Below are 25219 nucleotides of genomic sequence, written 5' to 3'. Positions count from 1 at the left end.
TCCGACCACTATTTTTTCATCGTTGCCGAAATATTTACCCTTGTCGCGTAGGAAAGTTACAGAATAGTTAAATTAATACTAAACATTAGTTAAATTGTGCCTTTCTGATTTTTATACTTTTTTTACACCCGCCTCGCCAATTTTTGCAAAATCTTTGCGCCGAAAATCCTACCTTCACTGCACATCCTAAGAACACCACGGAGGTGGAGTGTGAGTGCAGGCGTGATAACCGGTGTGGTACTGGTTTTCCTGTTGTTGGGCTATCTGGTTTATGCCCTGATTAACGCGGAGGCCTTCTGATGGCGGCACAGGCGTTTTTACTGATTGCCAGCTTTTTACTGGTGCTGTTTCTGCTGGCGCGTCCGCTGGGGACGCTGCTGGCGAGGCTGATTGCGGATAGATCGTTGCCCGGCACCGCGACAATTGAGCGTGGCATCTGGCGCATCACCGGCATCCAGCCGAAGGAGATGACGTGGCGTCACTATTTACTGGCGATCCTCGCCATCAACCTGCTCGGCGTGCTGGTGCTGTTTTTGATCCTGACGTTTCAGGCGCAGCTGCCGTTTAACCCACAGCAGCTGCCTGGGCTGTCGTGGCATCTGGCACTGAATACCGCCGTGAGCTTTGTGGCGAACACCAACTGGCAATCCTATAGCGGCGAGAGCACGCTGAGCTACTTCAGCCAAATGGTTGGCCTGACGGTGCAGAACTTTCTCTCTGCTGCCAGCGGGATGGCGGTGATCTTCGCCCTGATCCGCGCCTTTTCCCGCAAAAGCGTCAGTACGCTGGGTAACGCCTGGATAGATATCACCCGTATCACCCTGTGGGTACTGCTGCCCCTCGCCCTGCTGCTGGCGCTGATTTTTATCCAGCAGGGGGCGCTGCAAAACCTCAACGCGTATCAACCCTACACCTCGCTGGAGGGCGTCAAGGGTCTGCTGCCAATGGGGCCGGTCGCTTCCCAGGAGGCGATCAAGATGCTGGGGACCAACGGCGGGGGCTTCTTCAATGCCAACTCCGCACATCCGTTTGAGAACCCAACGGCGCTGACTAACTTCCTGCAGATGCTGGCCATTTTCCTGATCCCTACGGCACTGTGCTTCGCCTTCGGTGATGCGGTAGGCGACCGTCGTCAGGGCCACGCCATTCTCTGGGCGATGTCGATTATTTTTGTCATCTGCGCCGGGCTGGTGATGTGGGCCGAGCTGAACGGCAACCCGCATCTGCTGACGCTGGGGGCGGACGGCACCGCCAATATGGAGGGGAAAGAGAGCCGCTTTGGCATCCTCGCCAGCAGCCTCTTTGCGGTAGTGACCACCGCGGCCTCCTGCGGCGCGGTCAATGCGATGCACGACTCCTTTACCGCGCTGGGAGGCATGGTGCCGCTGTGGCTGATGCAGATTGGCGAGGTGGTCTTCGGCGGGGTCGGATCGGGCCTCTACGGCATGCTGCTCTTTGTGCTGCTGGCGGTATTTATCGCCGGGCTGATGATCGGCCGCACGCCGGAGTATCTGGGGAAAAAGATCGACGTACGGGAGATGAAGATGACCGCGCTGGCGATCCTCGTCACCCCTGCGCTGGTGCTGCTCGGTACGGCGCTGGCAATGATGACCGACGCCGGACGCGCGGGCATGCTTAACCCTGGGGCACATGGCTTTAGCGAGGTGCTCTACGCCGTCTCGTCCGCAGCCAATAACAACGGCAGCGCCTTTGCCGGTCTCAGCGCCAATACCCCGTTCTGGAACTGTCTGCTGGCGTTCTGCATGTTTTTCGGCCGCTTCGGCGTGATCGTCCCGGTCATGGCCATCGCCGGATCGTTGGTGATGAAAAAGAGCCAGCCCGTCAGCCCCGGTACGCTGCCTACCCACGGCGCGCTGTTTGTTGGCCTGCTGATCGGCACCGTGCTGCTCGTGGGCGCGCTGACCTTTATCCCCGCGCTGGCCTTAGGTCCAATCGCGGAACACCTTTCCTTACGCTAAGCCTGGCGGGAGCCTTTATGAGTCGTAAGCAACTTGCCCTGTTTGAACCCGCACTGGTTCGCGAGGCACTAATCGCCTCTTTTGTAAAACTCAACCCACGGGTGCAGTGGGGTAACCCAGTGATGTTTATCGTCTGGATCGGCAGCCTGCTCACTACCCTGCTGGCGATTGCTATGGCCGCAGGCTATCTCAGCGGCAGCGCGGCCTTTACCGGCGCGATTAGCCTCTGGCTGTGGTTTACCGTGCTGTTTGCCAACGTCGCCGAAGCGCTGGCCGAGGGGCGCAGCAAAGCCCAGGCCAGCAGCCTGAAAGGCGTCAACAAAACCGCCTTCGCCCGCAAACTGCGCTCCCCGCAGTATGGGGCACCCTCCGATCGCATCCCTGCGGCTGACCTGCGCCGGGGCGACGTGGTGCTGGTGGAAGCGGGCGATACCATCCCCTGCGACGGCGAGGCCATTGAGGGCGGCGCATCGGTGGATGAGAGCGCCATTACCGGCGAGTCCGCGCCGGTGATCCGTGAATCCGGGGGTGATTTTGCCTCGGTCACCGGCGGCACGCGCATCCTTTCTGACTGGCTGGTGATCCGCTGCAGCGTCAACCCCGGCGAGACCTTCCTCGACCGGATGATTGCCATGGTTGAGGGTGCGCAGCGGCGGAAAACGCCCAACGAGATCGCGCTGACCATTCTGCTGGTGGCCCTGACGATTGTCTTCCTGCTGGCCACCGCTACCCTCTGGCCCTTCTCTGCCTGGGGTGGAACCGCGGTGAGCGTCACTGTGCTGGTCGCCCTGCTGGTGTGTCTGATCCCGACCACTATCGGCGGCCTGCTCTCGGCCATCGGCGTCGCCGGGATGAGCCGGATGCTCGGGGCGAACGTCATCGCCACCAGCGGCCGGGCGGTAGAGGCGGCGGGGGATATCGACGTGCTGCTGCTGGATAAAACCGGCACCATCACCCTTGGCAACCGCCAGGCCGCCGAATTTTTACCGGCTAAGGGCGTGGACGAGCAAACCCTGGCCGATGCGGCCCAGCTGGCCTCACTGGCGGATGAGACCCCGGAGGGGCGCAGCATCGTGGTGCTGGCGAAGCAGCGCTTTAATCTGCGCGAGCGCGACGTCCAGAGCCTGAACGCCACCTTTGTCCCCTTCACCGCCCAGACGCGAATGAGCGGCATCAACATTCAGGATCGGCAGATCCGCAAGGGCTCGGTCGATGCCCTGCGCCGTCACATTGCCGCCAACGGCGGCGAGTTTCCCGCCGAGGTCGACGCCCTGGTTGAACAGGTGGCGAGCCGGGGCGCAACGCCGCTGGTCGTTGCCGAGGGCAACCGGGTGCTGGGGGTGATCCCCTTGAAGGATGTGGTCAAAGGCGGGATCAAGGCGCGCTTTGCCCAGCTGCGCAAGATGGGTATCAAAACGGTGATGATCACGGGGGATAACCGCCTGACCGCCGCCGCCATTGCCGCCGAGGCGGGGGTGGATGATTTTCTGGCCGAGGCGACGCCGGAAGCCAAGCTGGCGCTGATCCGCCAGTACCAGGCCGAAGGTCGGCTGGTGGCGATGACCGGTGACGGCACCAATGATGCCCCAGCGCTGGCCCAGGCCGACGTAGCGGTGGCGATGAACTCCGGGACTCAGGCGGCCAAGGAGGCGGGTAACATGGTGGATCTCGACTCCAACCCCACCAAGCTGATCGAGGTGGTGCATATTGGCAAACAGATGCTGATGACCCGTGGCTCGCTGACGACCTTCAGCATCGCCAACGACGTGGCGAAGTACTTTGCCATTATTCCTGCTGCGTTTGCGGTGACCTATCCGCCGCTGAACGCCCTGAATATTATGCATCTTCATTCCCCCAGCTCGGCGATCCTCAGCGCGGTGATCTTCAATGCGCTGATTATTATTGTCCTGATCCCGCTGGCCTTAAAAGGGGTGAGCTATACGCCGCTCTCGGCTCAGGCGATGCTGCGCCGTAATCTGTGGATCTACGGCCTGGGTGGGCTGATCGTGCCCTTTATCGGTATCAAAGCGATCGATCTGCTGTTAACGCTTTTCGGCCTGGTTTAAGAGGATCACACCATGACGTCACTTCGTTCCGCATTTCTTCTCCTGCTGCTGTTAACGCTGATCGTTGGCGGACTCTACCCGCTGGTCACTACCCTGCTCGGTCAGGGACTGTTTCCGGCGCAGGCCAACGGCTCGCTGATCCTGGAGGATAACCAGGTCCGTGGGTCGCGCCTGATCGGCCAGGAGTTTAGCGCGCCGGGCTACTTCCACGGCCGCCCTTCCGCTACCGCTGATGCGCCTTACAATCCGCAGGCGTCGGGAGGCAGCAACCTGGCGGGCAGCAATCCGGCACTTGATGAGGCGTTCACCGCCCGCATCGCGGCGTTACGCGCCGCCAACCCCCAGGCTAACCCGCGCGTGCCGGTTGAGCTGGTCACCGCCTCCGCCAGCGGACTGGATTACGGCCTGTCGCCGCAGGCTGCGGCCTGGCAGATCCCGCGTGTGGCGGCGGCGCGTAACCTGTCGGCTGCGCAGGTTGCAGAGTTGGTCGCCAAACATACTCACAAACCGCTGCTGAGCTTTACCGGCGAGCCGGGAGTGAATATTGTGGAGCTAAATCTCGCCCTTGATGCGTATAAGGACACACCTAAATGACAGACGAGCCGTTGCGTCCCGATCCCGATCGCCTGCTGGAGCAGGCCAGCAGCACGCATCGCGGCAAGCTGAAGATCTTTTTCGGGGCCTGTGCGGGGGTGGGCAAAACCTTCGCCATGCTCGCCGAAGCGCAACGGCTGCGGGCGCAGGGGCTGGATATCGTGGCGGGTGTGGTTGAGACCCATGGCCGTCAGGAGACAGCGGCGATGCTGGAAAACCTGGCGATCCTGCCACTCAACGCCATTAACCATCGGGGGCGGCGTCTGGCAGAGTTCGACCTCGACGGGGCGCTGGCCCGGCGTCCGGCGCTGATCCTGATGGACGAGCTGGCCCACACCAACGCTCCCGGCTCCCGCCATCCGAAGCGCTGGCAGGATGTCGACGAGCTGCTGGAGGCGGGCATTGACGTCTTCACCACCCTCAACGTACAGCATCTGGAGAGCCTGAACGATGTGGTGAGCGGCGTCACTGGGATCCAGGTGCGGGAGACCGTGCCGGATCCCTTTTTTGACGCCGCTGACGACGTGGTGCTGGTTGACCTGCCCCCGGACGATCTCCGCCAGCGCCTGCACGAGGGCAAGGTCTATATGGGCGGCCAGGCCGAGCGCGCTATTGAGCACTTTTTCCGCAAGGGCAACCTGATCGCCCTGCGCGAGCTGGCCCTGCGGCGCACCGCTGACCGCGTTGATTCCCAGATGCGTGCCTGGCGCGACAACGAGGGCCTGGAGAAGGTCTGGCATACCCGCGACGCCATTCTGCTCTGCATCGGTCACGGTCAGGGCAATGAGAAGCTGGTGCGTACCGCCGCGCGGCTGGCGGCGAAGCTGGGCAGCGTCTGGCATGCGGTCTACGTTGAGACGCCCACCCTGCACAAGCTGCCCGCCCAGCAGCGGCGGGCCATTTTAAGCGCCCTGCGGCTGGCGCAGTCGCTGGGGGCGGAGACCGCCACCCTTGCCGATCCGGCAGAGGAGCGGGCCGTGCTGCGCTACGCCCGGGAGCATAATCTGGGCAAAATCGTCATTGGCCGCCAGGGCCAGCGCCGTTGGTGGCATCCCCCCTCTTTCGCCGAGCGTCTTGCCCGCCACGCGCCCGATCTCGATCTGCTGGTCGTTGCCGTTGAAGAGAGCGCCTCTTCTTATTCGTCGCGCCACGTCGACGCCCGTCCGCTGATGGAGAAGTGGCGGGTACAGATCACCGGCGGACTGGTGGCGATTGCGCTTTGCGCCCTGATCACCTTTATTGCCAGCCAGTGGTTGATCGCTTTCGACGCCGCCAACCTGGTGATGCTCTATCTGCTAGGGGTGGTGATCGTGGCCCTGCTCTACGGGCGTTGGCCGTCGGTGCTGGCGACCGTCATTAATGTCATCAGTTTCGATCTCTTTTTTATCGCCCCGCGCGGCACGCTGGCGGTCTCCGACGTCCAGTACCTGCTGACCTTTGGCGTGATGCTGACGGTGGGGCTGGTGATCGGTAACCTGACCGCAGGGGTTCGCTATCAGGCCCGCATCGCCCGCTACCGCGAACAGCGGACCCGCCACCTGTATGAGATGTCGAAAGCGCTGGCGGTGGGTCGCAGCGAGCAGGATATCGCCCTCACCGGCGAAAAGTTTATCCAGTCGACCTTTCATGCCCGCAGCCAGATCCTGCTCCCGGACGAGAACGGTAAGCTGCGGGCGGTAACGCCTGCGCAGAGCATGACCCCGTGGGATGAAGCCATCGCCCAATGGAGCCTGAGCAAAGGCCTGCCCGCTGGCGCTGGCACCGATACCCTGCCCGGCGTGCCCTACCTTATTCTGCCCCTGAAAAACGGGGATAAAACCTGGGGGGTGGCGATCGTCGAGCCAACCAGCCTGCGTCAGCTGATGATCCCCGAGCAGCAGCGGCTGCTGGAAACTTTCGCCCTGCTGGTGACCAGCGCGCTGGAGCGGCTGGCATTAACCACCAGCGAACAGCACGCCAGGCTTACCAGCGAGCGGGAGAGCATTCGCCACTCGCTGCTGGCGGCGCTCTCTCACGATCTGCGTACTCCGCTCACCGTGCTGTTTGGTCAGGCGGAGATTTTAACCCTCGATCTGGCCAGCGACGGTTCAAAACATGCTCCGCAGGCCAGTGAGATCCGCCAGCAGGTGCTGAGCATGACCCGGCTGGTGAATAACCTGCTTGATATGGCGCGCATCCAGTCCGGCGGTTTTAGCCTGAAGCTGGAGTGGCTAACGCTGGAGGAGATCGTCGGTAGCGCCCTGCAGGCGCTGGATGCTATCAGCGGCGGCCGGCCGGTTCAGTTGGCCCTGCCCGACCCGTTGATGCTGGTACGCGTCGACGGCCCGCTGTTTGAGCGCGTGCTGGTTAACCTGCTGGAGAACGCCATGAAATATGCCGGGCCTGCGGCGACGATCGGCATTAACGCCTGGCGGGAGGAGAACCAGCTCCGGCTGGAGGTGTGGGACAGCGGGCCGGGGATCCCGGCGGGGCAAGAGCAGGCCATTTTTGCTAAATTCGCCCGGGGTAACAAAGAGTCTGCTATTCCAGGCGTGGGGCTGGGGCTGGCTATCTGCGAAGCCATTGTCGAGGTTCACGGCGGCACGATCGCCGTTGTCAACCGACCTGAGGGGGGCGCCAGCTTTCGTGTTACACTCCCGCAAACCGCGCCGCCAGCGCTTGACGAGTTAACCGGAGAAGCGTGATCAACATTTTAATCGTAGAGGATGAGCAGGCTATCGTTCGCTTTGTGCGCGCCGCGCTGGAGGCGGATGGCCTGCGGGTACACGAGGCGCAGACCCTGCAGCGCGGCCTGCTGGAAGCGGCAACGCGTAAACCCGATGCGATTATCCTCGATCTTGGCCTGCCCGACGGCGACGGCCTCGATTTTATTCGCGATCTGCGCCAGTGGAGCCAGACGCCGATCATCGTGCTCTCTGCCCGCGTCGAGGAGCAGGATAAAATCGCCGCCCTCGACGCCGGGGCGGATGACTATCTCAGCAAGCCGTTTGGCATTGGGGAGCTACAGGCGCGCCTGCGGGTCGCGCTTCGCCGCCACGGTAACGCCAGTCAGAGCGATCCGCTGATAACCTTCTCTGATGTGCGCGTTGACCTGGCCGCCAGGCGCATTCAGCGCGGCGAAGAGGAGATCCACCTGACGCCCATCGAGTTTCGCCTGCTGGCTGTGCTGATAGGCCACCACGGTAAGGTGCTCACCCAGCGACAGCTGCTGCGCGAGGTGTGGGGCCCTAATGCGGTTGAACACAGCCACTATTTGCGTATCTATATGGGCCACCTGCGCCAAAAGCTGGAAAACGATCCGGCCCGTCCGCGTCACTTTATTACCGAAACCGGAATTGGTTACCGCTTCATGCTGTAAATATGTATTTTAATTTTACGCTGAAATTTAATTCCACAGGTTAATCCTAACCTCTTAAATAACGGCGTAATAACGCAAAATTAAATTTAAATATCCCCTCTACGCGCTATTTTTATTGATCAGCCTCACGGTGAAAAATAAATACACCGATAGAATGGCCCCCGACATCAGTTAGCTTCGCGCTATATCCCAACCTGTAAAATCAATTCCTTATAAGAGTTGAGGGATGGCTTTTACCTAAAATAAGGACGTACTATGCAACGCTTGAAAATAGCGGCCAGCCGGGCCTGTCACGACTCTATTTCTACTCGCCGTGACGTTATCGATCTGCACGACAGCGACTTTATTGACGTTGCCGCCGCCGTGCTCTCTATTAACGATATCCATAAAGGGATGGTGGAGAAAATTGAGGAGACCGGATTTAATATTCCTGTTTTCGTGATGACCCACGAGGCAGAATTTGTTCCGGCAACCTACCTTCCCGACATCTACGGCGTCTTTCAATACGGTAACGCCAACCGTGAATATTATAGCCGTCAGCTTGAGGCCGCCGCGCTGAAATATGAGCGCGGGCTGCGTCCGCCCTTTTTCAGCGCTCTCGTGGACTATGTTAAGCAGGGCAACAGCGCCTTTGACTGCCCGGGCCACCAGGGCGGACAATTTTTCCGCCGCCATCCTACCGGCAGCCAGTTTGTGGATTTCTTTGGCGAAGCGCTGTTCCGGGCCGATCTCTGCAATGCCGACGTGGCGATGGGCGATCTGCTGATCCACGAGGGTGCTCCCTGCCTGGCCCAGCAGCATGCGGCAAAGGTGTTTAACGCCGATAAGACCTACTTCGTTCTCAATGGCACCTCGTCGGCAAACAAGGTGGTGCTTAACGCCCTGCTGGCACCGGGCGATCTGGTGCTGTTCGATCGCAACAACCACAAATCTAACCATCACGGCGCGCTGCTACAGGCCGGAGCCACCCCGGTCTATCTGGAGACGGCGCGTAATCCTTACGGCTTTATCGGCGGCATCGACGCCCACTGCTTTGAAGAGCCCTACCTGCGCGAACTGGTGGCGGAGGTCTCCCCTGAACATACCCAGCGCCAGCGCCCGTTCCGTCTGGCGGTGATCCAGCTTGGCACCTATGACGGCACCATTTACAACGCCCGTCAGGTTGTGGACACCATTGGCCACCTCTGCGACTACATCCTGTTCGACTCTGCCTGGGTGGGCTACGAGCAGTTTATCCCGATGATGGCCGACTGCTCGCCGCTGCTGCTGGATCTCAACGAGAACGATCCCGGCATTCTGGTTACCCAGTCGGTGCACAAGCAGCAGGCGGGCTTCTCCCAGACCTCGCAGATCCACAAAAAGGATAGCCACATCAAGGGGCAGCCGCGCTACGTTCCCCACAAGCGTTTGAACAACGCCTTTATGATGCACGCCTCCACCAGCCCCTTCTACCCGCTCTTTGCCGCGCTGGACGTTAACGCTCGGATGCACGAGGGTGAGAGCGGGAAACGGATGTGGATGCGCTGCGTTGAACAAGGCATCGAGGCCCGTAAGATGATCCTCGATCAGTGCCGGTTTATCCGTCCTTTTGTGCCCACAACCGTAGACAATCGTCCGTGGGACTCTTACAAAACTGCCGAGATCGCCCGCGATCTGCGCTTCTTCCACTTCGTACCCGGCGAGAACTGGCACGCATTCGAGGGCTATGCGCCGCACCAGTACTTTATCGATCCCTGCAAGCTGCTGCTGACCACGCCGGGCATCGATGCGGCGACCGGCGAGTATGAGGAGTTTGGCGTCCCGGCGACCATTCTTGCCAACTATCTGCGTGAAAACGGCGTGGTGCCGGAGAAGTGCGATCTTAACTCCATCCTCTTCCTGCTTACGCCTGCGGAAGATATGGGCAAGCTCCAGCAGCTGGTGGCCCGGCTGGCGCAGTTTGAGACGCTGCTGGCCAGCGATGCGCCGCTGCAGGAGGTGCTGCCGTCGATCTACCATCAGCACCCGGCGCGCTACGCCGGTTACACCCTGCGTCAGCTCTGTCAGGAGATGCACGATCTCTATGCGCGTAACAACGTTAAACAGCTGCAGAAAGAGATGTTCCGTAAAGCCTGCTTACCGCCGGTGCGCATGTCGCCTCAGGAGGCCAACTACGCCTTTATTCGCGGCGAGAGCGAGCTGGTGCTGCTGAGCGAGGCCGAGGGACGTATTGCCGCTGAGGGCGCACTTCCCTACCCGCCGGGCGTACTGTGCGTCGTGCCGGGTGAGGTTTGGGGCGGATCCGTCCTACGCTACTTTACCGCGCTTGAGGAGGGGATCAATCTGCTGCCAGGCTTCGCGCCGGAGCTACAGGGGGTCTACATTCAGGAGCATCAGGGGCGTAAGGCGGTGTGGTGTAACGTGATCAAACAGTAAACATTACCCGGAAAAAATAACGCCCGGCAGCGCGATGCCGCCGGGCGTTTAACAGCATCAGGCGTTTTTCAGCACTTCGCTAACAATCTCTACCGCTTCTTTCTCAATCAGCTTACGGTGCTCTTCACCGAGGAAGCTTTCGCAGTAAATCTTGTAGGCATCTTCCGTGCCGGACGGACGTGCAGCAAACCAGCCGTTGTCGGTCATCACCTTCAGCCCACCGATAGAGGCACCGTTACCCGGAGCCGCCGTCAGACGCGCGGTGATCGGATCCCCTGCCAGCTGGCTGGCGCTAACCATCTCTGGCGACAGCTTCGACAGCGCCGCTTTCTGAGCGGAGGTCGCTCCGGCCTGCAAGCGGTTATAGCTCGGCGCGCCAAAGCGCTCGGCCAGTTCATCGTAGTGCTGCTGCGGATTTTTGCCGGTGACGGCGGTGATTTCCGCGGCCAGCAGGCACATGATGATACCGTCTTTATCGGTGGACCACGGCGTGCCGTCAAAGCGCAGGAACGAGGCCCCGGCGCTCTCTTCGCCGCCGAAACCGAAGCTGCCGTCGTGCAGACCGTCAACAAACCACTTGAAGCCAACCGGCACTTCTACCAGCTTGCGGCCCAGATCGTTGACTACGCGGTCAATCATCGCGGAGGAGACCAGCGTTTTGCCAACCGCTACCTCTTTGCCCCACTGCGGACGGTGCTGGAACAGGTAGTTGATCGCTACCGCCAGGTAGTGGTTCGGGTTCATCAACCCTGCCGGGGTGACGATGCCGTGACGGTCATAGTCGGGATCGTTGGCAAAGGCCAGATCGAACTTATCGCGCAGCGCCAGCAGGCCCGCCATCGCACACTCGGAGGAGCAGTCCATACGGATCGCACCATCTTTGTCGAGATGCATAAAGCGGAAGGTCTGATCGACCTGATCGTTAACGATGGTCAGATCCAGCTTGTAGAAGTCGGCAATGCGTTTCCAGTACTCGATACCGGAGCCGCCCAGCGGATCGACGCCCAGCTTCAGGCCAGCTTTCTGGATCGCGGCCATGTCGACGATCTCGGCCAGACCTTCGATAAACGGCTGAACCAGATCTTTTTCGGTCACGCGGCCAGAGGTCATGGCTTCATCAAGGGAGATGCGCTTAACCCCTTCCAGACCGGCGGCTAACAGGGCGTTGGCGCGATCTTCGACGACCTTGGTGACGTTGGTATCGGCCGGGCCACCGTTAGGCGGGTTATATTTGATGCCGCCATCTTCCGGCGGGTTGTGCGAAGGGGTAATGACGATGCCGTCAGCCTGTACGCCGCCCTGCTTGTTGTGCTCGAGGATAGCATTCGATACCGCAGGCGTTGGCGTATAGCCGTTGTTCTCCTGCACGATGATATCGACGCCGTTGGCAGCCAGCACTTCCAGCACGGAGATAAACGCCGGCTCGGAGAGCGCGTGGGTATCCTTACCGACATAGCACGGCCCGGTGATACCGTTTTTAGCGCGCTCTTCGGCAATCGCCTGTGCAATGGCCAGAATATGCGGCTCGTTGAAGCTATGGCGTACCGAACTGCCGCGATGGCCGGAGGTGCCAAATTTTACCGCATGTTCGCTATTGCCTACTTCCGGCTTCAGCACGTAGTACTGCGCGGTAAGCTGAGCGACGTTAATCAGATCGCTCTGTTGTGCAGGCTGTCCTGCGCGTTCATGATTTGCCATTGCCTGATCCTTCTTATGCAAGGGTTAGATTGTGCCGCAAACCTTGTCAATCAGCTCCACCGGGAACTGCATCGACTGCATGATATGCTCCACCATGCTACGTTTACGGTCCGTATTCGTATTTGTGATCACCCAGTATGGCGTATTTGCCAGGTGCTTAGGTTTGGTCTGTGCCCCGTTTTGCAGCAGCGTCTGCTGATCGCCCGCAAAGTAGACGCGGGTACGGCCATGCAGGGACTCCGTCGCCTCGGCAAACGCTTTCTCATCCAATGAATAGAGTGTAGACAGCACCAGCATGAAGCGGTTAACCGCTTTTCTCTGTTCTGCATATTCATCAGACAGCAGCAGCTCGCGCATGGCACGGACTTTGTCTTTCACAGGATTAACCGGCTTCGCTTCGGCCGGGATGTTGACAATGGCGGCCTCTTTCGGGGCGGTGGCCGCTGGCCTGCTGCCGTTGGCGGTAAACTTCAGCATCCGGCGTAAAATCTCGGATGCGCTCTCGCCGATGTGTTTGGTGTGGCTAGCAATATAGCTGTAAAGCTCATCATCAACTTCGATCGTTTTCATTTTAATCCAGTGGAGTATCTTATCTGAATACAAGCTGTTGGGATTATAGGCGAAATCTCAACAACGGTTAACGTCAGGCAAAAGTCGGTTCGCGTCGACCCCTTGCAGCCAGGCGGTAGAATGGTCAACATAATACCCTAACCCGACAGAGCGAAAAAAAGAACTTTGCCATGAAATTGAATACCCGAGCGCAATCTGCACAACATCCGCACAACAATTCTCCCATTGTCCTTGTCCACGGTCTGTTTGGCAGCCTGGACAACCTCGGCGTGCTGGCACGCGATCTGGTAAACGATCACGATATCATTCAGGTTGATATGCGCAACCATGGTCTCTCCCCCCGCTCGCCGGAGATGACCTACCCGGCCATGGCGCAGGATCTGCTGGACACCCTTGATGCGCAGGGTCTGGAGAAGGCGACGTTTATCGGCCACTCCATGGGCGGCAAGGCGGTCATGGCACTTACCGCGCTCGCCCCTGAACGGATTGACCAGCTGGTTGCCATTGATATTGCACCGGTTGCCTATCAGGTACGCCGCCACGACGAGATTTTTGCCGCTATCAAGGCGGTGACGGCTGCCGGGGCCACTAGCCGCCAGCAGGCCGCCGCTCTGATGCGCCAGACGCTGCACGAAGAGGGCGTTATTCAGTTTCTTCTGAAATCCTTTATCGACGGCGAGTGGCGCTTCAACGTGCCGACGCTGTGGGATTGCTACGAAGAGATTATTGGCTGGCAGACCGTGCCGGCCTGGGATCGCCCGGCGCTGTTTGTCCGCGGCGGCCAGTCGCCCTACGTCACCGAGGCCCATCGCGATGCGCTGCTCGCCCAGTTCCCGCAGGCGCGGGCGCACGTGATTGCCGGGGCGGGCCACTGGGTGCACGCTGAAAAGCCTGAGGCGGTGCTGCGGGCGATCCGCCGCTATCTGGCGAACGATGCGGGCTGATTAAAAACCCGGCGACCGGACGCGGCAAGGCTTACGGTCGTTGGCGTCCCTGCTCTGCTGATGTATGATGGCGCGCTAATCGCGCAGGGATACCCTGGCAGCCTGTTTTCCCTCGACGTCACCCAAAATCATGGCAAAAGAACAAACGGACCGTACGACACTAGATCTGTTCGCGAACGAGCGTCGCCCGGGACGACCGAAAACGAATCCGCTTTCGCGTGACGAGCAGCTACGCATCAACAAGCGCAACCAGCTTAAACGCGATAAAGTTCGTGGGCTTAAGCGCGTCGAGCTGAAGATGAACGCCGACGCCGTTGAGGCGCTCAACGCGCTGGCCGATGCCCGGCAGATGAGCCGTAGCGAGCTGATCGAAGAGCTGTTGCTTACCCAGCTCAAGGCCCTGCACCGCCAGGGCGACGTCTGAAAATCACTTCAAATCACACTTTCATGTAGCACAGAGTGCAGTCTGGGCGATTACGAATTTCGCGTACGCCGCTGTTCTGCTATTATTGCCCTTATCCGTGGGCCGTGCTCCACCACCATATCATTAAGTTTCAAGAGGTTATTTTACTCATGGCAATTACAGGTATTTTTTTCGGTAGTGACACCGGTAACACCGAAAATATCGCAAAGATGATCCAAAAGCAGCTTGGTCCAGACGTTGCTGACGTGCATGACATTGCCAAGAGCAGCAAAGAAGATCTGGAAGGCTATGATATCCTGCTGCTGGGCATTCCAACCTGGTACTATGGTGAAGCGCAGTGCGACTGGGATGACTTCTTCCCGACGCTGGAAGAGGTAGACTTCAACGGTAAGCTGGTAGCGCTGTTCGGCTGTGGCGACCAGGAAGACTACGCAGAGTACTTCTGTGATGCCCTCGGCACCATTCGTGATATTATTGAACCTAACGGTGCCACCATCGTCGGCCACTGGCCAACCGCCGGTTACCACTTCGAAGCGTCTAAAGGCCTGGCCGATGACGATCACTTCGTGGGCCTGGCCATTGACGAAGATCGCCAGCCGGAACTGACCGCCGAGCGCGTTGAGAAGTGGGTCAAGCAGATCTCTGAAGAGCTGCACCTGGACGAGATCGTTAACGCCTGATTGTAGACGGCGCAGCCTTAGTGCTGCGCTGCTATTGATAGATAAAAGCAATAGAAATAATTGCTACAAATTTTTAACTTTCGTGTACATACCTGTACAATATCCCCTGGTCAAACGGGTCGGGCAACGATTGTTTGTTGGCGAGGCCACGTTTTATACGCATACTTTACTTGAGGACTTGTAGTTTTCATTAAGAAGTGGCAATTCTATAATGAGACGCATTTACTCAAGGTCATTCTCATTAACTTCCGCCTCGGAAGTGAATCGATTAGCAACAGGACAGACTCCGCATGACTGACAATAACACCGCATTAAAGAAGGCCGGCTTGAAAGTCACGCTTCCTCGTTTGAAAATTCTGGAAGTGCTTCAGGGACCGGATAACCATCATGTCAGTGCGGAAGACTTATACAAGCGACTGATCGACATGGGCGAGGAAATTGGTCTGGCTACCGTGTATCGTGTGCTTAACCAGTTTGATGATGCCGGGATTGTCACCCGTCATAACTTTGAAGGCGGCAAATCCGTTTTCGAACTGACCCAGCAGCATCACCACGATCATCTGATCTGCCTCGACTGTGGCAAAGTGATCGAGTTCAGCGATGACTCTATTGAAGCTCGCCAGCGTGAAATCGCCACCAAGCACGGCATCCGCCTGACGAACCACAGCCTCTATCTCTACGGTCATTGCGCTGAAGGCGACTGCCGTGAAAATGAACACGCGCATGAGACCACGCCGCGTAAGCTGTAATTGAAATGGTAACGAAAAAGGGTCACTTAAGAGTGACCCTTTTTTTATGGGAAGAGCGAGGCCGTAGGCCGGGCAAACGCAGTGCCGCCCGGCATTGCAACGTCAACATAATAATGCCCGGTGGCGCTTCGCTTACGCGGGCCTACAAACCCACACTGTGCTCAACGGGCGAAAAAGCATCTCCCGTTACCAGCAAACAAACCCACCATCGACCAGCAGATCCACGCCGGTGCAGAACGATGAGGCATCCGCGGCAAGGAAAATAGCCGGACCCGCCATCTCTTCAACCTTTGCCATACGCTGCATAGGCGTCTGGCTCTCAAACGATTTTGTCTGGTGCACCATCTCTGGACGGGTGTTCATCGGCGTCGCCGTGTAGCCTGGGCTAATCGTGTTAACGCGGATATTTTTCTCCGCCCACTCCATCGCCAGGCTTTTGCTTAAGTGGATCACCCCCGCCTTGGAGCAGTTGTAATGGGCCTGCTCCAGCCCGCGGTTTACAATCACGCCGGACATAGAGGCGATATTGATGATCGAGCCGCCACCGCTCTCCAGCATCAGCTCAGCCTCAGCTTTACAGCTGTTCCAGACGCCGGTCAGGTTGATATCGATAACCCGCTGCCACTGGTCGTGCTCCATCTCCAGCGCCGGATTGGCGTTGGCAATCCCGGCGGCGTTGAGCGCCACATCAAGACGGCCGAACTGCGCCTTCACCTCGGCAATGGCAGCGCGCAGATGAGCAATGTCGCGTACGTCGCCGGTATAGGCAAAGGCGTTGCCGCCCATCTCCTGAATCGTGCTTACGGTTTCCAGCAGACCGCCATCCTCGCGCAGATCGAAGCAGGCCACCTTTGCCCCCGCGCTGGCAAAGCCGTAAGCAATCATTTGACCAATACCGCTGCCTGCCCCGGTGACAAATGCGACGCGATCGCTTAAATCAAACAGTCTTTGGGAAAAGTGTTTATCCATGGTTTCACTCCAAATGTGTTACGACATAATCAAGCCGCCATCAACGTTGATGGTTTGCCCCGTAATGTAGGCCGCATCTTCGGACGCCAGAAACGCCACCAGCCCGGCAACGTCGGCAGGTTTGCCTGCCCGCTTGAGGGGGATCCCCTGCACCCATTCATCCATAAGCTCGCCTTTTTTATACTGCTTCTCTGGCGTGCTCAGGATCTCGCCCCAGACGCGGTCGTTGTAGTCCCACATATTGGTCTCGATGATCCCTGGGCAGAACGCGTTGACCGTAATGTTGTGCTGGGCCAGCTCAAGCGCGAGGCTTTGGGTAATGCCGATCACGCCCATCTTGCTGGCCGCGTAGTGCGGAGTGTAGATAAAGCCAACGCGGCCCTGGCCGGAGGAGGTGTTGATCAGACGTCCACCCTGCTGTTTAACCATATACTTTGCGGCCTCGCGGCAACATAGCCATACGCCGGTGGTGTTCACGCTGAGTACGTTATCGAACTCCTGCCGCGTCATTTTATCGAAGCGATCGATAGTGATAATGCCGGCGTTTTGGATAGAGACATCGATACTGCCAAAGGTACGATGCGCGAGGCTGTAGAGCTCAGTAACCTGCTCTTCGTTGGTGACGTCGGCGACGAAGGAGATAATATTTTCATGGTACTCCTCTCTCAGTCGCTCGGCGGTCTCTATGACCTCTGCCGAGTAATCCGACAGCACCAGGTTCGCGCCCGCATCGGCAAATTTCCTGGCGATGCCCTCGCCAATACCTTTGGCAGCCCCGGTAATGACGACCGTTTTATTTTCGAATACATAGCCCATACTTCTCTCCTCACCCGCTATTCAAAATTTGTGTAGGGTTCTTTCGACGGCTTGTTGCCACTCCCGCCAGCGTTTTTGTAAACGGCCATGACGCTCCATGTTGGGGCGAAATTCACTGTGCGGGTAAAGGTACTGTTTCAGCTCATCGAGTGAGAGTTGCCCCACGGCCTTGCGCGCTAAGAGTGCCGCACCGATTGCAGAGAGTTCAGGCACGTCGCTGCGCATAACCGGGCAACCCAGCAGGTCTGACTGATACTGCATCAGCCAGTCATTTTTGGTTGGCCCACCATCGACCATTAACGCGGTTAGCGAAAAATCGTTGTGCTGCCGCATCGCCGTGACCACATCGGCGATCTGGTAGGTAATGGCCTCCAGCGCAGCCCGGATCAGGTGCGCGCGTTTTACACCTCGGCTCAGGCCGCAGATCACCCCGCGGGCATTTTCATCCCACCAGGGCGCACCTAACCCCGTCAGCGCCGGAACAAAGTAGACGCCAAGCGTTGACTCCACCGAGGCCGGGAGTGAATTCAGCTCTGCTGCCAGCTCGGCTTCAGGGAGTTCGCTCAGGCCCGTGCTGTCAGCCATCCACGCGACGCCGTCTCCGGTATGGGGGATGTTCCCCTCCAGGCCGTAGATCAGCTGCTCGCCATCATGCCAGGCCAGCGTGGTTGCCAGAGAGTGGATGTTGCACTGCGCAGAGGTAACCGGTGCCATAACCGATGACCCCGTGCCGTAGGTGGCCTTGACGCAGCCCGCCTCCCCCAGCGCATGGCCGAACAGCGCGGCGTGCGAGTCACCGACCATAGACATGATCGGAATGCCGTCTGGAATGCCCACCACGTTTTTGGTGTAGCCAAAAAGGCCGCTGGAGGGTTTGATCTCCGGCAGCGCGGCAGCCGGGATCTGGAAGATATCCAGCATCTCTGGGCTCCAGCGTCCGCTTTGCAGATCGAGGAGCTGAGTACGGGCGGCGTTTGAGTAGTCGCAGTAGAAGCTTTCGCCAGCGGTCAAATTCCAGAGCAGCCAGCTGTCGATGGTTCCGAGGCAAATATCACCGTTGGCCGCCAGCGCCTGGCCGTTTGGCGTCGACTCGATGAGCCAGCGCATCTTGGAGCCGGAGAAGAGCGGCGCGACCGGCAGACCGGTGACGGCTTTAATCGCCTGCTCTTTATTATCACGACGCAGCGCATCGCAAAAATCCGCCGTGCGCGAGCATTGCCAGCTGATCGCCGCATGCAGCGGCGTGCCGTTGCTGCGATACCAGCCTATCGCCGTCTCGCGCTGGTTGCTGATGGCCAGCGCCGCCACGTTTTCAGCGCCGACCGCCTCAATCGCTTGCGCGATGACCTTCACCGAGGCCTCCACCAGCGCCATGCCTGACTGTTCGACCCACCCCTCGCGAGGCGTCTGGATAGAGAGCGGCTGGTTGAATTTAACGATCACCTTACCGGCGGCGTCCAGGGCCACGGCCTTGGCATTGGTCGTCCCCTCATCGAGAGCAATAATAATATTTTTGTGCGAAGACATAGGTTTCTCCGGAAGTGAGACCTTCCATGAATATATATTCAACACTGATTATTTATTTTGTAAACGATAGCGAGGATTGCTTTGCGCATCTACAGGCAAACATCACAAATGCGTAGGTCATCACAAATCACTCAATCACGCTGGACAACTCAACAGCAGAGACGCTAATATTATTGAATATAAAGTCATGCGTGAATATATATTCTGAAGACCTCAGAAAGCCTATTCACTCAGGGTCAGGGAAACTTGGATCAACAGCCAGGCGTCCATTTTTTTGAACCAACCTGAATATATATTCAGTGTCGCATATTAATTCGGAGGAGTTCGATGAATCCGTTCTTACTTTCTGTACCCGAACTTGAAAACAAAGCCCGCGCGGTGCGCCGCCATATTATCTCCCTGAATGCCAACAGCCCCGCTGGCGGCCATACCGGGGCCGATCTCTCTCAGGTGGAGCTGTTAACGGCACTCTATTTTCGCGTACTCGACTGCGCTGCTAACCGCCAGGATGATGAGGAGCGTGATATCTACATCCAGTCCAAAGGCCACGCCGTAGGCTGCTACTACTGCGTTCTCGCCGAGGCGGGCTATTTTCCAGTGGAGTGGCTCGCAACCTACCAGCACGCTAACTCCCATCTGCCGGGGCATCCGGTTAAGCAGAAGACGCCGGGGATTGAGCTGAATACCGGTGCGCTGGGGCATGGTTTCCCGGTGGCCGTGGGTCTGGCACTGGCTGCTAAGCGCAGCAACAGCAAACGCCGTATTTTCCTGATCACCGGCGATGGTGAACTGGCTGAAGGCAGCAACTGGGAAGCGGCCATGGTAGCGGCCCATTACAAGCTGGATAACCTGGTCATTATCAACGACAAAAATGGCCTGCAGCTGGCGGGAGCTACCAAAGACATTATGTGTACCGATCCGCTGGACGAAAAATGGCGTGCCTTTGGCATGGAAGTGACCGAGTGCGAGGGCAACGATATGGCCTCCGTGGTCAATGCGCTGGAGAACCTGCCCCAGACGGGCAAACCGAACGTCATTATCGCCCACACCACCAAGGGCGCAGGCGTCTCCTTTATTGCCGGCAAGCCGGAATGGCACCACCGCGTTCCGAAGGGTGACGAAATCGGGCTGGCGATGAGCGAACTGAACGATCTGATCGAAGAGGGCATGAAAAGTGAGTAATTCAGAACATCTTGCAAACGTGATGGTTGAAGCTTTTATTGATGCGGTTGAGAGAGGCGTCGATCTGGTTCCCGTTGTGGCCGACTCGACCTCAACCGCCAAGATCTCGCCCTTCGTAAAACAGTATCCGGATCGGATCGTCAACGTCGGGATCGCCGAGCAGACCCTGGTGGGCGCTGCCGCCGGGCTGGCGCTGGGCGGAAAAATCGCCGTAACCTGTAACGCCGCGCCGTTTCTGGTTTCGCGTGCCAACGAGCAGGTTAAAGTGGATATCTGCTACAACAACACCAACGTGAAGCTGTTTGGCCTCAACGCCGGGGCCAGCTATGGGCCGCTGGCCAGTACCCACCACGCCATTGATGATATCTCGGTGATGCGCGGCTTCGGTAATATCCAGATCTTTGCCCCCTCCTCCCCGCTGGAGTGCCGCCAGATTATTGAGTACGCCCTTGAGCATGTCGGCCCGGTCTATATCCGCATGGACGGTAAAGCGCTACCCGAGCTGCACGATGAAAATTACACCTTTGTACCCGGTGCGATAGATGTGCTGCGCGAAGGCAATGACATCGCGCTGGTCGCCATGGGCTCTACCGTTCACGAAGCCGTCGATGCCGCCGAACAGCTGGCAGAACAGGGTATTTCCGCACGGGTCATCAATGTCCCCTCCATTCGCCCCTTAGATCGCGACGCGCTGTTTGCCGCGTTACAAAGCGTCAAACATATCATCAGCGTTGAAGAGCACAACGTGAATGGCGGCGTGGGCAGCCTTGTGGCGGAGGTTCTGGCAGAGAACGGCCATGGTGCGGTGCTTAAACGTTTGGGTATTCCTGACGGTGATTATGCGATTGCCGCCGATCGCAAAGATATGCGGGCATATCATGGTCTTGATGTAGCCGGGATCGTTAATCAGACCCTGGCGCTTATTAATAGATAGCTTTAACAACAGTACGACATTAACGACAACCCTACAACTGTCGAACCGCCATACATTACATTTTGAGAGAACATCTTATGAAAACTACATTCCTGTTTTTAAGTGTGGCAGCAGCCTGTGCATTTTCGGCAAATGCGTTTGCCGCTGAAAAAGGCACGATCATGATTATGGTCAACTCGCTGGATAACCCTTACTACGCGGCGGAAGCGAAAGGGGCCGATCAGAAGGCGAAAGAGCTGGGCTACACCACCAGCGTGCTGTCCCACGGCGAAGATGTTAAAAAGCAGAGCGAGCTTATCGACGCGGCTATCGGTAAAAAAGTTCAGGGCATTATTCTGGATAACGCCGACTCAACCGCCAGCGTAGCGGCCATTCAAAAAGCCAAAAACGCGGGCATTCCGGTGGTGTTAATCAACCGTGAAATTCCGGTTGATAACATCGCGCTCGAACAGATCACCCATAACAACTTCCAGGCCGGCTCTGACGTGGCTAACGTCTTTGTCGAAAAAATGGAGGAGGCAGGCAAATATGCCGAGCTGACCTGTAACCTGGCCGACAACAACTGCGTTACGCGCTCAAAATCCTTCCACCAGGTGCTGGATCAGTACCCGGATATGCAAAGCGTCGCGAGACAGGATGCGAAAGGCACCCTGATTGACGGCAAGCGCATTATGGACAGCATCCTGCAGGCGCACCCGGACGTGAAAGGCGTTATCTGCGGCAACGGCCCTGTCGCGCTGGGCGCGATTGCCGCGCTGAAATCCGCTGGCCGTGACGATGTGATTGTCGTCGGCATCGACGGCAGCAACGACGAGCGCGAAGCCGTTAAAGCGGGCACCCTGAAAGCCACGGTGATGCTCCAGGCCCAGGCCATTGCCGCCCAAGGCGTTACCGATCTGGATAATTTCATCCAAAAAGGCACCAAGCCTGAGAAACAGCGCGTGATGTTCCGCGGCATTTTGATCACCCCTGACAACGCCTCCGGAGTGCAAGACTTCAATTTCAAATCCTGATGACACGTTGCAGCGCCCGCTTCGGCGGGCGCAAAGGAGGACATAATGCACAGAAAACTTGCGCTGGTGGCGATCGTTTTAGCGCTTGGCGGTTGCCGCATCGTATCGCAGAAAGAGTTGGCCGATCTTAAAAATCCCCCCAATCCACAAATGGCCAACATTCAGCAAACCTGGCAGCAAAAGATTGTGCCGCAGTATGTGCGTGAGGCGAAGCCCGTCGCTGAATTACTGAAAACCTTGCAGGGCGAAAAGAGCTTTGATGAGGCCTGTAGCAAAGACGGCTACCGCAGCCAGAGCGAAAACCCCTGCGTCTTTAGCGTGCGCATTACCGGGGAAGTGATCAAGGTGAATACCAAATCCCGCAGCGGGAAGATGACGGTGCGCGATGAGCAAGGCGGCGACATCGTAGTGCAGATGGGCCCGATCATTCGCGGCACCAGCCTGCGAGACGGGTATAAAGGCGCCAGCTACCAGGACTTTAACGATCAGGTGCTGTATGGCGATTATGGCAAAGCGATTAATCAGCAAGCGTCGGAGATGATCATCAACTTCAAGCCTGTCGTCGGGGATAAGGTCACGGTTTCCGGGGTCTTTGCCGCCTGGGATATTCCACAAACCATCCCGGATGTTACCGCGGCACACATCGTACGGCAGTGAGGAGAGGGCTATGAATGAGCAACAGACCCAGCCGGATGAGGTCATTATTGAAACGCGCGACCTCTCCCGCATCTACCCTGGGGTAGTGGCGCTCGATCGCGTTAACTACCGCGTATACCGTAATCAGGTCAACGTGCTGATTGGCGAGAACGGCGCGGGTAAATCGACGATGATGAAAATGCTGGCCGGCGTTGAGACGCCCTCCTCCGGCGAAATCTTGCTGGACGGGCAGCGGGTCACGCTCGGCTCCACTCACCAGGCGGAAAAGCACGGCATCAGCATTATTTTCCAGGAGCTGAACCTCTTCCCCAATATGAACGTGATGGACAACATCTTCATTGGCAACGAGTTCTTCCAGCGCGGCGTGATTAACGAAAAATACCAGTACGAGCTGGCGAAATCCCTGCTTGAGCGGCTGGAGCTGAACGTTGATCCCTACGCCTCGTTAGGCGAATTGGGAATTGGTCATCAGCAGCTGGTCGAGATCGCCCGTGCGCTCTCCAAAGACACCCGGGTGCTGATTATGGACGAGCCCACCAGCGCGCTGAGCCAGTCGGAAGTACGGGTGCTGTTTAACGTTATCGCCCAGCTTAAGCGCCGTGGCGTCACCATTATCTACATCTCTCACCGGCTGGAAGAGCTGATGGAGATTGGCGATCACATCACCATCTTCCGCGATGGCCGCTTTATCAGCGAGCGTCCCGTTCAGCAGGCCAGCGTGCCCTGGATCATTGAGCAGATGGTTGGGGATAAGAAAAAGCACTTTGACTACAGCCCTGCCGCACACGGCGAGACCATCCTGAAGGTGAACGGCCTGACCGCCCTGCACCAGAACGGCGGGTATAAATTGAACGACGTCACGTTTGACCTGCGCAAGGGGGAAGTGATTGGCATCTATGGCCTGCTTGGAGCGGGACGTACCGAGCTGTTTAAAGGCCTGGTGGGGATGATGGGCTGCCAGTCGGGCACCATCAGTCTGGATGGGGAGAGCCTGGACAAGCGCTCGTTCCAGCAGCGGCTCAAGCGCGGCATTACCCTTGTGCCGGAGGATCGTCAGGGTGAAGGCGTGGTGCAGCTTATGTCGATCAAAAGCAATATGACGCTGACCGACCTGAGCCTGCTCGGCTTTCGCCGCGCCCTGCGCCTGCTCAGCCCAGTTAAAGAAGAGAAGCAGGTCAATCACATGGTAGAGCAGCTGGCGATTAAGGCCGGTGATACGGAGCTGCCCATTACCTCGCTAAGCGGCGGCAACCAGCAAAAGGTGGTTCTGGGTAAGGCGTTGATGACCGGGCCCAAAGTGGTCCTGCTGGATGAGCCGACGCGCGGCATCGACGTGGGTGCGAAAACCGATGTTTATCACCTGATTGGCAAAATGGCGCATCAGGGGCTGGCGGTTATGTTCTCCTCCTCCGAGCTGGATGAGGTCATGGCGCTGGCTGACCGGGTTTTGGTTATGGCCGATGGACGTATCACCGCAGATTTGCCGCGCGCTTCCGTGACGCGGGAAAAATTAATCAGCGCTTCTACACCGCAGGACTGATGTCTGCTGGAGAGAGAAATGAACAAAAAGTATATGATCTACATGTATTTGCTCAAAGCGCGCACCTTCATCGCCCTGCTGATCGTCATGGGCTTCTTCAGCGTGATGGTGCCTAACTTTTTGACCATGTCGAACCTGCTGATCATGACCCAGCACGTGGCGATTACCGGCCTGCTGGCGATTGGCATGACCCTTGTGATCCTCACCGGCGGGATCGATCTCTCCGTGGGTGCAGTGGCGGGCATGTGCGGCATGGTTGCCGGGGCGCTGTTAACCAACGGCATGCCGATCTGGGGCTCGCAGATTATCTTCTTCAACGTGCCAGAAGTGATTTTGCTGGTGGCGGGATTCGGTATTCTGTTAGGCCTGATTAACGGGGCGGTGATCACGCGCCTGGGCGTTGCGCCCTTTATCTGTACCCTCGGCATGATGTACGTTGCCCGCGGCGCGGCGCTGCTGTTCAACGACGGCAGCACCTATGCCAACCTGGTGGGTATGCCTGAGTTAGGCAATACCGGTTTCGCGATTTTAGGCTCCGGTACGATCCTCGGCATCTATATCCCGATCTGGCTGATGGTGAGCTTCCTGCTGCTGGGCCTCTACATGACCCGCAAAACCCCGCTGGGACGCTACATTTACGCCATCGGCGGGAATGAGTCCGCTGCGCGGCTGGCAGGCGTCCCTATCATCAAGGTTAAAGTGTTCGTCTACGCCTTCTCGGGCCTGTGCGCGGCGCTGGTGGGGCTGATTGTGGCATCCCAGCTGCAAACCGCCCACCCGATGACCGGGAATATGTTTGAGATGGACGCTATCGGCGCAACCGTACTGGGCGGAACCGCGCTGGCAGGCGGACGAGGCAGGGTCTCCGGCTCTATCATTGGTGCCTTCGTCATCGTCTTCCTCGCGGACGGCATGGTGATGATGGGCGTCAGCGACTTCTGGCAGATGGTGATTAAGGGCCTGGTGATTGTCACGGCGGTGGTGATCGATCAGTTCCAGCAGCGTCTGCAAAGCAAAGTCGTGCTGCTGCGCCGTCACGATAAAAAATTACAGGCCGAGGCAACGTAATACGCTGACGTCACTAATAAAAAACGCCGCATGAGC

At 58.1% G+C, this 25219-nt stretch carries 22 protein-coding genes; 17 read left to right on the top strand and 5 right to left on the bottom strand.

Annotated elements, in window-relative coordinates; all coding sequences use genetic code 11:
- Positions 1-210: 210 nt before the first annotated feature.
- The 7 genes from kdpF to speF all read left to right on the top strand — a co-directional run bounded on the left by kdpF (position 211) and on the right by speF (position 10412).
- Positions 211-300, top strand: coding sequence for a K(+)-transporting ATPase subunit F (gene kdpF / locus EV102420_RS12220; RefSeq protein WP_042392117.1), 90 nt, complete (start codon positions 211-213; stop codon positions 298-300).
- A complete protein-coding gene (gene kdpA, locus EV102420_RS12215; RefSeq protein WP_042392114.1) occupies positions 300-1979 on the top strand; it encodes a potassium-transporting ATPase subunit KdpA in 1680 nt (559 codons plus the stop codon). Before kdpF ends, kdpA begins: the two co-directional genes overlap by 1 nt.
- 17 nt (positions 1980-1996) lie before the next feature.
- Positions 1997-4045, top strand: a complete 2049-nt coding sequence (kdpB, locus tag EV102420_RS12210) for a potassium-transporting ATPase subunit KdpB (RefSeq protein WP_042392112.1) — start codon at positions 1997-1999, stop codon at positions 4043-4045.
- A gap of 12 nt (positions 4046-4057) precedes the next feature.
- Positions 4058-4639 carry a potassium-transporting ATPase subunit KdpC gene (gene kdpC, locus EV102420_RS12205; protein ID WP_042392111.1) on the top strand — a complete coding sequence of 194 codons (582 nt, stop codon included), beginning with the start codon at positions 4058-4060 and terminating at the stop codon, positions 4637-4639.
- Positions 4636-7323, top strand: coding sequence for a two-component system sensor histidine kinase KdpD (gene kdpD / locus EV102420_RS12200; RefSeq protein ID WP_042392110.1), 2688 nt, complete (start codon positions 4636-4638; stop codon positions 7321-7323). Before kdpC ends, kdpD begins: the two co-directional genes overlap by 4 nt.
- Positions 7320-7997 (top strand): two-component system response regulator KdpE, encoded by a 678-nt coding sequence (gene kdpE, locus EV102420_RS12195; RefSeq protein WP_042392108.1) that lies wholly within the window; start codon positions 7320-7322, stop codon positions 7995-7997. The genes kdpD and kdpE overlap by 4 nt, the downstream gene beginning before the upstream one ends.
- Positions 7998-8252: 255 nt before the next feature.
- The gene (speF, locus tag EV102420_RS12190) at positions 8253-10412 is read left to right on the top strand and encodes an ornithine decarboxylase SpeF (RefSeq protein ID WP_042392106.1); all 2160 of its coding nucleotides are present in this window, start codon (positions 8253-8255) and stop codon (positions 10410-10412) included.
- Positions 10413-10469: 57 nt separating this feature from the next.
- Here speF and pgm read toward each other — a convergent pair whose 3' ends face one another.
- Both pgm and seqA read right to left on the bottom strand, forming a co-directional pair.
- The gene (gene pgm, locus EV102420_RS12185) at positions 10470-12110 is read right to left on the bottom strand and encodes a phosphoglucomutase (alpha-D-glucose-1,6-bisphosphate-dependent) (protein ID WP_042392104.1); all 1641 of its coding nucleotides are present in this window, start codon (positions 12108-12110) and stop codon (positions 10470-10472) included.
- Positions 12111-12134: 24 nt separating this feature from the next.
- Positions 12135-12680, bottom strand: a complete 546-nt coding sequence (gene seqA / locus EV102420_RS12180; protein ID WP_042392101.1) for a replication initiation negative regulator SeqA — start codon at positions 12678-12680, stop codon at positions 12135-12137.
- 170 nt (positions 12681-12850) lie between these two features.
- Between seqA and ybfF the strand changes: the two genes are divergently transcribed.
- The 4 genes from ybfF (at position 12851) to fur (ending at position 15477) form a co-directional block, all read left to right on the top strand.
- A complete protein-coding gene (gene ybfF, locus EV102420_RS12175) occupies positions 12851-13624 on the top strand; it encodes an esterase (RefSeq protein WP_042392100.1) in 774 nt (257 codons plus the stop codon).
- Between the two features lie 130 nt (positions 13625-13754).
- Positions 13755-14048, top strand: coding sequence for a LexA regulated protein (ybfE, locus tag EV102420_RS12170; RefSeq protein ID WP_042392097.1), 294 nt, complete (start codon positions 13755-13757; stop codon positions 14046-14048).
- Between the two features lie 149 nt (positions 14049-14197).
- On the top strand, positions 14198-14728 hold the full coding sequence (gene fldA, locus EV102420_RS12165) for a flavodoxin FldA (RefSeq protein WP_042392096.1): 531 nt from the start codon (positions 14198-14200) through the stop codon (positions 14726-14728).
- A 290-nt stretch (positions 14729-15018) separates the two neighbouring features.
- The gene (fur, locus tag EV102420_RS12160) at positions 15019-15477 is read left to right on the top strand and encodes a ferric iron uptake transcriptional regulator (RefSeq protein ID WP_042392094.1); all 459 of its coding nucleotides are present in this window, start codon (positions 15019-15021) and stop codon (positions 15475-15477) included.
- Between the two features lie 186 nt (positions 15478-15663).
- Here the strand turns inward: fur and EV102420_RS12155 are convergent, their stop codons facing one another.
- Genes EV102420_RS12155 through EV102420_RS12145 form a run of 3 tightly spaced genes read right to left on the bottom strand, consistent with a single transcriptional unit; the run spans position 15664 to position 18789 of the window.
- The gene (locus EV102420_RS12155; RefSeq protein WP_042392092.1) at positions 15664-16446 is read right to left on the bottom strand and encodes an SDR family oxidoreductase; all 783 of its coding nucleotides are present in this window, start codon (positions 16444-16446) and stop codon (positions 15664-15666) included.
- An 18-nt stretch (positions 16447-16464) separates the two neighbouring features.
- Positions 16465-17262, bottom strand: coding sequence for an SDR family oxidoreductase (locus EV102420_RS12150; protein ID WP_042392090.1), 798 nt, complete (start codon positions 17260-17262; stop codon positions 16465-16467).
- A 21-nt stretch (positions 17263-17283) separates the two neighbouring features.
- Positions 17284-18789, bottom strand: a complete 1506-nt coding sequence (locus tag EV102420_RS12145; protein WP_042392088.1) for an FGGY family carbohydrate kinase — start codon at positions 18787-18789, stop codon at positions 17284-17286.
- 327 nt (positions 18790-19116) lie between these two features.
- On the opposite strand from EV102420_RS12145, the gene EV102420_RS12140 reads away from it, so the two are divergent.
- From EV102420_RS12140 to EV102420_RS12115, 6 genes are all read left to right on the top strand, one after another.
- On the top strand, positions 19117-19971 hold the full coding sequence (locus EV102420_RS12140; RefSeq protein WP_042392086.1) for a transketolase: 855 nt from the start codon (positions 19117-19119) through the stop codon (positions 19969-19971).
- The gene (locus EV102420_RS12135; RefSeq protein ID WP_042392084.1) at positions 19964-20905 is read left to right on the top strand and encodes a transketolase family protein; all 942 of its coding nucleotides are present in this window, start codon (positions 19964-19966) and stop codon (positions 20903-20905) included. Before EV102420_RS12140 ends, EV102420_RS12135 begins: the two co-directional genes overlap by 8 nt.
- A 77-nt stretch (positions 20906-20982) precedes the next feature.
- Positions 20983-21918 carry a D-ribose ABC transporter substrate-binding protein gene (locus tag EV102420_RS12130; RefSeq protein WP_042392082.1) on the top strand — a complete coding sequence of 312 codons (936 nt, stop codon included), beginning with the start codon at positions 20983-20985 and terminating at the stop codon, positions 21916-21918.
- A 45-nt stretch (positions 21919-21963) separates the two neighbouring features.
- Positions 21964-22575, top strand: a complete 612-nt coding sequence (locus tag EV102420_RS12125) for a DUF2291 family protein (protein ID WP_042392080.1) — start codon at positions 21964-21966, stop codon at positions 22573-22575.
- 10 nt (positions 22576-22585) lie between these two features.
- Positions 22586-24115 (top strand): sugar ABC transporter ATP-binding protein, encoded by a 1530-nt coding sequence (locus EV102420_RS12120; protein WP_042392078.1) that lies wholly within the window; start codon positions 22586-22588, stop codon positions 24113-24115.
- Between the two features lie 18 nt (positions 24116-24133).
- A complete protein-coding gene (locus EV102420_RS12115; RefSeq protein ID WP_042392075.1) occupies positions 24134-25183 on the top strand; it encodes an ABC transporter permease in 1050 nt (349 codons plus the stop codon).
- The last annotated feature ends 36 nt before the right edge of the window (positions 25184-25219 follow it).

The sequence above is a fragment of the Pseudescherichia vulneris NBRC 102420 genome (assembly GCF_000759795.1).
Lineage (GTDB): Bacteria > Pseudomonadota > Gammaproteobacteria > Enterobacterales > Enterobacteriaceae > Pseudescherichia > Pseudescherichia vulneris.
The sequence above is the reverse complement of the archived record's forward strand: the minus strand, read 5'-3'. Positions and strand labels throughout refer to the sequence as shown.

Coding starts and splice junctions, on each gene's coding strand:
- kdpA (WP_042392114.1), top strand. CDS start 300: ATGGCGGCACAGGCGTTTTTACTGATTGCCAGCTTTTTACTGGTGCTG.
- kdpB (WP_042392112.1), top strand. CDS start 1,997: ATGAGTCGTAAGCAACTTGCCCTGTTTGAACCCGCACTGGTTCGCGAG.
- kdpC (WP_042392111.1), top strand. CDS start 4,058: ATGACGTCACTTCGTTCCGCATTTCTTCTCCTGCTGCTGTTAACGCTG.
- kdpD (WP_042392110.1), top strand. CDS start 4,636: ATGACAGACGAGCCGTTGCGTCCCGATCCCGATCGCCTGCTGGAGCAG.
- speF (WP_042392106.1), top strand. CDS start 8,253: ATGCAACGCTTGAAAATAGCGGCCAGCCGGGCCTGTCACGACTCTATT.
- pgm (WP_042392104.1), bottom strand. CDS start 12,110: ATGGCAAATCATGAACGCGCAGGACAGCCTGCACAACAGAGCGATCTG.
- seqA (WP_042392101.1), bottom strand. CDS start 12,680: ATGAAAACGATCGAAGTTGATGATGAGCTTTACAGCTATATTGCTAGC.
- ybfF (WP_042392100.1), top strand. CDS start 12,851: ATGAAATTGAATACCCGAGCGCAATCTGCACAACATCCGCACAACAAT.
- ybfE (WP_042392097.1), top strand. CDS start 13,755: ATGGCAAAAGAACAAACGGACCGTACGACACTAGATCTGTTCGCGAAC.
- fldA (WP_042392096.1), top strand. CDS start 14,198: ATGGCAATTACAGGTATTTTTTTCGGTAGTGACACCGGTAACACCGAA.
- fur (WP_042392094.1), top strand. CDS start 15,019: ATGACTGACAATAACACCGCATTAAAGAAGGCCGGCTTGAAAGTCACG.
- EV102420_RS12155 (WP_042392092.1), bottom strand. CDS start 16,446: ATGGATAAACACTTTTCCCAAAGACTGTTTGATTTAAGCGATCGCGTC.
- EV102420_RS12150 (WP_042392090.1), bottom strand. CDS start 17,262: ATGGGCTATGTATTCGAAAATAAAACGGTCGTCATTACCGGGGCTGCC.
- EV102420_RS12145 (WP_042392088.1), bottom strand. CDS start 18,789: ATGTCTTCGCACAAAAATATTATTATTGCTCTCGATGAGGGGACGACC.
- EV102420_RS12140 (WP_042392086.1), top strand. CDS start 19,117: ATGAATCCGTTCTTACTTTCTGTACCCGAACTTGAAAACAAAGCCCGC.
- EV102420_RS12130 (WP_042392082.1), top strand. CDS start 20,983: ATGAAAACTACATTCCTGTTTTTAAGTGTGGCAGCAGCCTGTGCATTT.
- EV102420_RS12125 (WP_042392080.1), top strand. CDS start 21,964: ATGCACAGAAAACTTGCGCTGGTGGCGATCGTTTTAGCGCTTGGCGGT.
- EV102420_RS12120 (WP_042392078.1), top strand. CDS start 22,586: ATGAATGAGCAACAGACCCAGCCGGATGAGGTCATTATTGAAACGCGC.
- EV102420_RS12115 (WP_042392075.1), top strand. CDS start 24,134: ATGAACAAAAAGTATATGATCTACATGTATTTGCTCAAAGCGCGCACC.